Below are 6,558 nucleotides of genomic sequence, written 5' to 3' on the forward strand. Positions count from 1 at the left end.
TTTACCGGTCACTGGCCGGCGGCGGTTGCCGCTGTTCGGTTGGCGCCGGCGGCGGTGGTGGCGGGTAGGTGGGCTGTTGCGGTGGCCCGTAGGTCGGCGGCTGCGGCGCCGGTGCCTGACCCGGCCGCCCCGGGGGTCCGTAGACCGGTTGCCCGGGTGGCGGCCCGTAGGAGGGTTGCGTCGGCGGCGGCCCGTAGCCATGTTGCGGCGGCGGTGGCGGGTAGTGCGGCTGCTGCTGTTGCGGAGACACGTATCCGGGCGGCATCGACCCGGGGACCCCCGTCGGCGGTGGGCCGTGCCACGGGCCCGGCGCGGGCGACCCGTAGCGCTGCCCGGGCGGCCCACTGCCGGTCACGCGCCGACGGCGGCGGCTGAGCCAGACGATCAGGATGACGATGACGGCCACGACAGCCAGGCAGCCGAGCCCGTAGAGCAGCAGGCTGCCCCAGTCGGCATGGACCTTGATAGCGCCGGACGAATCGCCGTCGTCGTTGTTATCGGCACCGTTGCCGCCGTTGCCGGTCTCGTCGGGCACTGGGGCCGGTACGCCGAGCGGGTTGGCGTCGACCGGCGGAATGTTGGCCGTCAGCGCCCGGACCGGGTCGATGATGCCGAAGCCGTAGAAGGAATCCCGGCCTTTCTTGCCCTTGTCGGTGGTGGTCGTGATGAGCCGGTTGACGACGTTGGCGGCGTTGAGGTCCGGAAAGCGTGCGCGGATCAGGGCGACCACTCCGGCCACGATGGCGGTGGCCGGGCTGGTGCCGTCGCCGACGCCGTAGCCATTGGGTGACGAGGCGGCGTTGACCGACATGATCACGTTGACGCCGGGCGCGGAGACCGCGAGCTCGGGGCCGCGGCTGGAGTTTCCCCAGACCTTGCCGTTGCGATCGACGGCGGCGACCGAGACCACGCCGGGCTGGGAGGCGATCTGGCTCAGCGAGTCTTCGTTCTTGTTGCCGGCGCTCGCCACCACGACGACGTCGCGCTGCTGCGCGTAGGCGATGGCGCGGAACAGCAGCGGGGACACGACGACCGAGGCAGGCTCCATCGAGATGCTGATCACCCCGACATGCTGGTCTGCCGCAAAGCGGATGGCTTCTGGCAACGCCTCCGCGGCCATCCCGACCGCAGCCGGCATGATCTTCGCCTCCGGCGCGATGCCGAGCATCCGCTGCGGGCCACCGCCACGGCCCGCGATGAGGCTCGACATGCCGGTGCCGTGGCTGACGTTTTGATCGGGATCGGTGCGGCCATCGGGCGCGACATCATTGGCGAAGGCCTTGCCGGGCACGACCTGACCGACCAGGTCTTGATTGTCGGCCTGCACGCCGCCGTCGACGACGGCCACCGTGACTCCGGCGCCCTTGGTGATTTCCTGTGCGCGGGGAATTCGCAGTGAGTCGAGGTGCCAGGACAGGGACCGCACCGTGTCGGCCTGCGCCGGGGTGGCCACCAACGGCACTGACGCGACCGTCAACACGGCTGTCACCGTCGCGAGCAGCCGCGCTCTGGTGCGTCGGTCCTTGGACTGCTTCATCTCACCGCCCGAGTCGCTGCCGAACGGCCGGCATGCCGGCGCATCGGTTGTCGTGACTGTCCGTGGGCACCAGTGTAGAGGCCCTCAGCAGATCGGAGACGACCGCGCAAGCGGGCCTGTGGATAACCATTCAGCTGTGGACAGCCGCCCAGAGCCCTTGACAATCCTCGACACTGGCGGCCACGACACGAACGCGGCGACGACTCCGCTCGTCGCCGCCGCGTCCAGGGTGGTCAGGGGAGGTTTCAGTGGGAGCTGTGCACGACGCCCGCCGCGCCGCCACCGCGGCGAACCGGCTCGGCCGTGGCGATCAGGCCTCGACGGGTGAACTCAATCGCCGTCGCGGCACCAAGTTCGGGCGTGGGAGCAAACGTCTGACCAAGAACACCCAGCTCATCGCCGTACGCCGTGATGAAAGCGGGTTCTGCCTGCCCCGGGCCGTTGCGTTGCGAGGCCCGTGGCGCGGCCATCGCCTCCGGCAGTGTCATGCCGAGGTCGATGCGGTTGATCAGGATCTGCAACACCGTGGTGATGATCGTCGCGCCGCCCGGGCTGCCGAGCGCCAGGAACGGCTTGCTGCCGTCGAACACGATCGTCGGCGACATCGACGAGCGCGGCCGCTTGCCCGGAGCCGGCAGGTTCGGGTCGGCGGGCGCGCCCGGGGTCTGTGCGAAGTTGAAGTCGGTCATCTCGTTGTTGAGCAGGAAGCCCCGGCCGGGCACGACCATCGCGTTGCCGCCGGTCTGCTCGATCGTCAGGGTGTATTCGACGATGTTGCCCCACTTGTCGGTGACGGTGAGGTTGGTCGTGCTCTGCCCGGGGTTACCGTCAGCGACGGCTGCCGCAGTCGAGCACCCTCCATAGTGGCCGTCCGGGCTACCCGGCGCGACGGGCTTGGCCAGCGCCTTTGTCGGGTCGATCTGGCAGGCCCGCTCCGCGGCGAAGCTGTCCCGCAGCAACTCGTCGAGCACCTTGCGCGACGTGTAGTCACCGACGTAGCGGTTGCGGTCGGCGAACGACAGCGCACTCGCCTCGAGATAGAAGTGCAGCGCCTCGGCGGTGGTCATCCCGGCCAGGTCGAATTGCTCGAGGATGTTGAGCGCCTCGCTCACCGCGACGCCACCGCTCGACGGCGTAGACATGCCGTAGACGGTGTAGCCGCGATAGTCCGACCTGGTCGGCGCCGGGAACCGCACGTCGTAGCTGTCGAGGTCGGCGAGGGTCATGCCGCCCGGGCGGATCTCGAACGCCCATGGCACGGCCGGGTCGGCGACAACCGGCGGGTGCTGCACGGTCGCGACGATGTCGCGGGCGATCGCGCCCTCGTAGAACGCGTCCGTGCCGCGCCGGGAGATCTCACCGTAGGTGTCGGCGAGGTCCGGGTTGCGGAAGCGCGAGCCGACCGCCGGCGGCTGCCCGCCCGGGAGGTAGAGGTCACGGGTGGAGCCGAACTGGGCAAACTGGGCGGTGTTGTCGGCGATCTGCTGGTGGAACGTCGCGTCGACGGTGAAACCGCGCCGCGCGACCTCCGCCGCCGGCGAGAGCGACGCGGCAAGCGAGCGGCTGCCCCACTTGCGAAGGGCTTCTTTCCAGGTCAACAGCGATCCGGGTACGCCGGCCGAAATGCCACTGATCCGGGCCTCCTGGAACGCCATCGGCGTGCCGTCGGCCTTGATGAATGCGTCTTCCCCCATCGCGCGCGGTGCCGCCTCGCGCCCGTCGATGGTGTGCACCCGGCGCGTCTTGGCGTCGTAGTAGACGAAGAAGCCGCCGCCGCCGATGCCGGCGGAGAATGGTTCGGTCACGCCGAGCGTGGCCGCTGCGGCGACCGCGGCGTCGACGGCGTTGCCGCCACGGCGGAGCACGTCGAGGCCGACGGCGGTGGCGGTGGGGTCGACCGTCGAGACCGCTCCGCCATGTCCGACGGCGGTGGGGTCTCGGGGCGGCTCGCCACCACCGTGAGCGAGCGCCGGGGCAGAGCCCGGCGCCACCAGTCCTGCCGCGGCCACGACAGCGACGACTGCGATCTTTCCGAGCTTCATGTGCCCTCCCGGATCAGCATGCGTCTCTATGTCCTACCGCCACGGTCCACGAACGGCAACCGGTCGGGCCGGCACAGACGCCGCGGCACGAGCAACGAGGCAGGCGCGGGCCGAGACACGGACCGCGGCGGATCAGGTGAGCAGCAGGCCGGCCAGGCGGCGCCGGGCGAGCCACGTCGTGCCGACGCCGAGCGCCAGGAGATATGCCGTGGCGGCCAGCATGCCGGGCCCGAGATCGCCGGTGGTCAGGCCGCGCATGAGTTCGATGCTCTGGTAGAGCGGCAGCGCCGCCACCAGCACCTGGAGCACGGGCGGGTAGACCGACAACGGGTAGAACGTCGTCGCGAACAGAAACATCGGCAGCATGACCAGTTGCAGATACTGGTGGTGGTGCGGCTCGCGGATGTAGGTGGCCGCGGCTAGACCGGCGGCCGAGAACGCGTACGCGATCAGCACCGCCGCCGGCACCGCGAGCAGGGCCCACCAGGAGTGGACCATGCCGAGCAACAGGATGACAACGAAGAAGCAGGTCGACGACAGGGTGCTCCGAAGCACCGACGCGGCGATCTCGCCGAGCGCGATGTCACCGATCCGCATCGGCGTCGTGACGATCGCGTCGTAGACCTTGTCGAAGCGGACGCGCCACCAGACGTTGGCGGTCGTCTCGTTGACCGCGCTGTTCATCGCCGAGGTGGCGAGTAAGGCGGGCGCAACAAAAGCGGCATACGCGGAGACGCCCGACCCGCCCGACCCGCCGCCGACGAGTTGCCCGATGCCCACGCCGATCGACAGGAGGTAGAGGAACGGCTCGAAGACGCCGTTGACGACCAGGTTCCACGGCCGGCCGTGGCGCAGGACCCAGAGGTGGCGCACGACGATCAGGTGAGCCGACGACACGGTTCGCTTCCCTTCACGCGTGGAGGTGGCGGCGATAGGTGCGGCGCGCCACCACGTAGCCGGCGCCGCCGAGGGCAGCGAGATATCCGAGGTGTACGAGCGCCAGCGGCCACGACACCGTGCCCAGGCTCAGCGAGCGGCACAGGTCGACGCCGTGCCACAGCGGGGTCGCGTAGACGACCGGGCGTACGACCTCCGGCAGTTGTTCGATGGCGAAGAACGTGCCGGAAAACAGGTAGAGCGGCATCACCACCCATTTGAAGATGCCGTTCACCGGGCGCACGTCGGGCAATGTCACCGCCCAGGCCGCCGCCGGCAGCGCGAACGCCATCGCGGTGAGCGCCGCCGCCGGCACCGCGAGCAGCACCAACGGCGACCGCGCCGCACCGAAAGCCGTCATGACCGCCGCGAACACGGCGGCGCTGAGCAGCACCCGAGACGCCATGAAGAGGAGATGGCCGTGCAGGATGTCTTCGGGCTCCAGTGGTGTGCCGGCCGCGACGGGATACGCGCCGCCCGGCCCGCGGTTGAAGGCGACCGGGAACGCCGACTCGATGATGCCGTTCTGCATAGCGGCCGCCGCCAGCATCCCGGGTGCGAAGAACGCCAGATAGTCGACCCCGCCGAGCACCGCCGGGTCGGGCCCGACCAGCCGACCGATGCCAACGCCCATCGCCACCAGGAACAGCAACGGGTTGGCGATGCTGATCACGACCGTGCCGCGCCACGTCCGCCGGTAGCGCAGGATCCAGTAGTGATAGGCCCGGAACGCCATCGCGTCGGCGGTCGCCATCAGTCGACCAGCGTCCGGCCGGTGAGCGCGAGGAACACGTCTTCGAGGCTGGCCCGGCGCACCATCGCCGTCGCCGGCACCACGCCGAGCTGATGCACGACCGCGAGCGCCGCCTCGCCCTCGGCGGTATACCAGAGCACCCGGTCGGGCAGCTCTTCCAACCGGTCGCGGATCTCGGCGTCACGCAGCCTGGCCAGGGCCTTCTCCTGCTCACCGATCTCGAAGCGGAGTTCGAGGACCTCCTTTGTGGAGTGCGTCGCGATCAACTCGGCCGGCGAGCCCTGCGCGACGATGCGGCCCTTGTCCATCACCACCAGCCGGTCGCAGAGTTGCTCGGCCTCATCCATGTAGTGCGTGGTCAGGATCAGGCTGACGCCCTGCTGCTTGAGCCGAAACAGCCGGTCCCACAGGACGTGCCGGGCCTGCGGGTCGAGCCCGGTGGTGGGCTCGTCCAGGAGCAGGATCTCCGGCTCGTTGATCAGCGACCGGGCGATCGTGAGCCGCCGCCGCATCCCGCCGGACAGAGCGTCGACGCGCTCGCCGCCGCGCTCGGCGAGTTGGGCGAACTCCAGCAACTGGCCGCTGCGCGCGGCGATCAACGATTTGGGCAGCCCGAAGTAGCGCCCGTAGATGAGCAGGTTCTCCAGCACCGTCAGGTCGCGGTCGAGCGCGTCGTCCTGCGGCACCACGCCGAGCCGGGCCCGGATCTGCCGGCCCTGGGTCAGCGGGTCCATGCCGAGCACCCGCAGCGTGCCCGCGGTCGGCGGCGACACGCAGGCGATCATCCGCATGGTCGACGACTTGCCGGCGCCGTTCGGGCCGAGGAAGCCGAACGACTCGCCCCGGCGCAGCGCGAAGTCGATGCCGTCGACGGCCGTGAATGCCGTGCCGTGGCGATCACGGGGAGGGTAGCGCTTGACGAGGCCGGCCGCCTCGACGAGGACATCGGACATGGCGATGATCGTAGAATTCTTGCGGCGCTGCTGTCGATAGATTTCAAGGATGCGTACGAGTATTGCGTGATCGTGTCGCGTCCTGGCACGATGACCGTCGATCCGTCCCTACGTCCCAAGGAGCGGTAGACATGGCGGTCTCGCGCCGAAGATTCGTGACCTCAGTGGCGGCCGGTTCCGCCCTGGCGGCTGTCTCCACCACCGAACTGGCCGCCGTCCTGGCCAGCCCGGCCAGTGCCGCCAGCCCGCCCGGCGATGTGGTCGGGAAGATCAGTGTCGGTTATCAGGGTTGGTTCGCGTGTCCGGGTGACGGGGCGCCGATCGGTGGTTGGTGGC

Annotated in this window: 5 protein-coding genes and 1 pseudogene; 1 reads left to right on the forward strand and 5 read right to left on the reverse strand. The window is 69.8% G+C overall.

The annotated features are described in order from the left end of the window. Position 1 precedes the first annotated feature (1 nt). The 5 genes from AB0J74_RS38300 to AB0J74_RS38320 form a co-directional block, all read right to left on the reverse strand. Positions 2-1,537 carry a S8 family serine peptidase gene (locus AB0J74_RS38300; RefSeq protein WP_363458032.1) on the reverse strand — a complete coding sequence of 512 codons (1,536 nt, stop codon included), beginning with the start codon at positions 1,535-1,537 and terminating at the stop codon, positions 2-4. 245 nt (positions 1,538-1,782) lie between these two features. Further along, positions 1,783-3,579 carry a gamma-glutamyltransferase gene (gene ggt, locus AB0J74_RS38305; RefSeq protein ID WP_363458034.1) on the reverse strand — a complete coding sequence of 599 codons (1,797 nt, stop codon included), beginning with the start codon at positions 3,577-3,579 and terminating at the stop codon, positions 1,783-1,785. 132 nt (positions 3,580-3,711) lie between these two features. After that, entirely contained in the window at positions 3,712-4,476 is a 765-nt protein-coding gene (locus AB0J74_RS38310) for an ABC transporter permease (RefSeq protein ID WP_363458037.1), read from the reverse strand. A gap of 13 nt (positions 4,477-4,489) precedes the next feature. Further along, complete coding sequence (locus tag AB0J74_RS38315; protein ID WP_363458040.1) at positions 4,490-5,269, reverse strand: ABC transporter permease; 780 nt, start codon at positions 5,267-5,269, stop codon at positions 4,490-4,492. After that, positions 5,269-6,222 carry an ABC transporter ATP-binding protein gene (locus AB0J74_RS38320; protein WP_363458043.1) on the reverse strand — a complete coding sequence of 318 codons (954 nt, stop codon included), beginning with the start codon at positions 6,220-6,222 and terminating at the stop codon, positions 5,269-5,271. Before AB0J74_RS38320 ends, AB0J74_RS38315 begins: the two co-directional genes overlap by 1 nt. Positions 6,223-6,353: 131 nt before the next feature. Between AB0J74_RS38320 and AB0J74_RS38325 the strand changes: the two are divergent. Further along, positions 6,354-6,558 (forward strand): annotated as a pseudogene (locus AB0J74_RS38325) (lectin); the annotation flags it as partial.

The organism is Asanoa sp. NPDC049573 (genome assembly GCF_040676615.1).
Taxonomy (GTDB): Bacteria; Actinomycetota; Actinomycetes; order Mycobacteriales; family Micromonosporaceae; genus Asanoa.

Coding starts and splice junctions, on each gene's coding strand:
- AB0J74_RS38300 (WP_363458032.1), bottom strand. CDS start 1,537: ATGAAGCAGTCCAAGGACCGACGCACCAGAGCGCGGCTGCTCGCGACG.
- ggt (WP_363458034.1), bottom strand. CDS start 3,579: ATGAAGCTCGGAAAGATCGCAGTCGTCGCTGTCGTGGCCGCGGCAGGA.
- AB0J74_RS38315 (WP_363458040.1), bottom strand. CDS start 5,269: ATGGCGACCGCCGACGCGATGGCGTTCCGGGCCTATCACTACTGGATC.
- AB0J74_RS38320 (WP_363458043.1), bottom strand. CDS start 6,222: ATGTCCGATGTCCTCGTCGAGGCGGCCGGCCTCGTCAAGCGCTACCCT.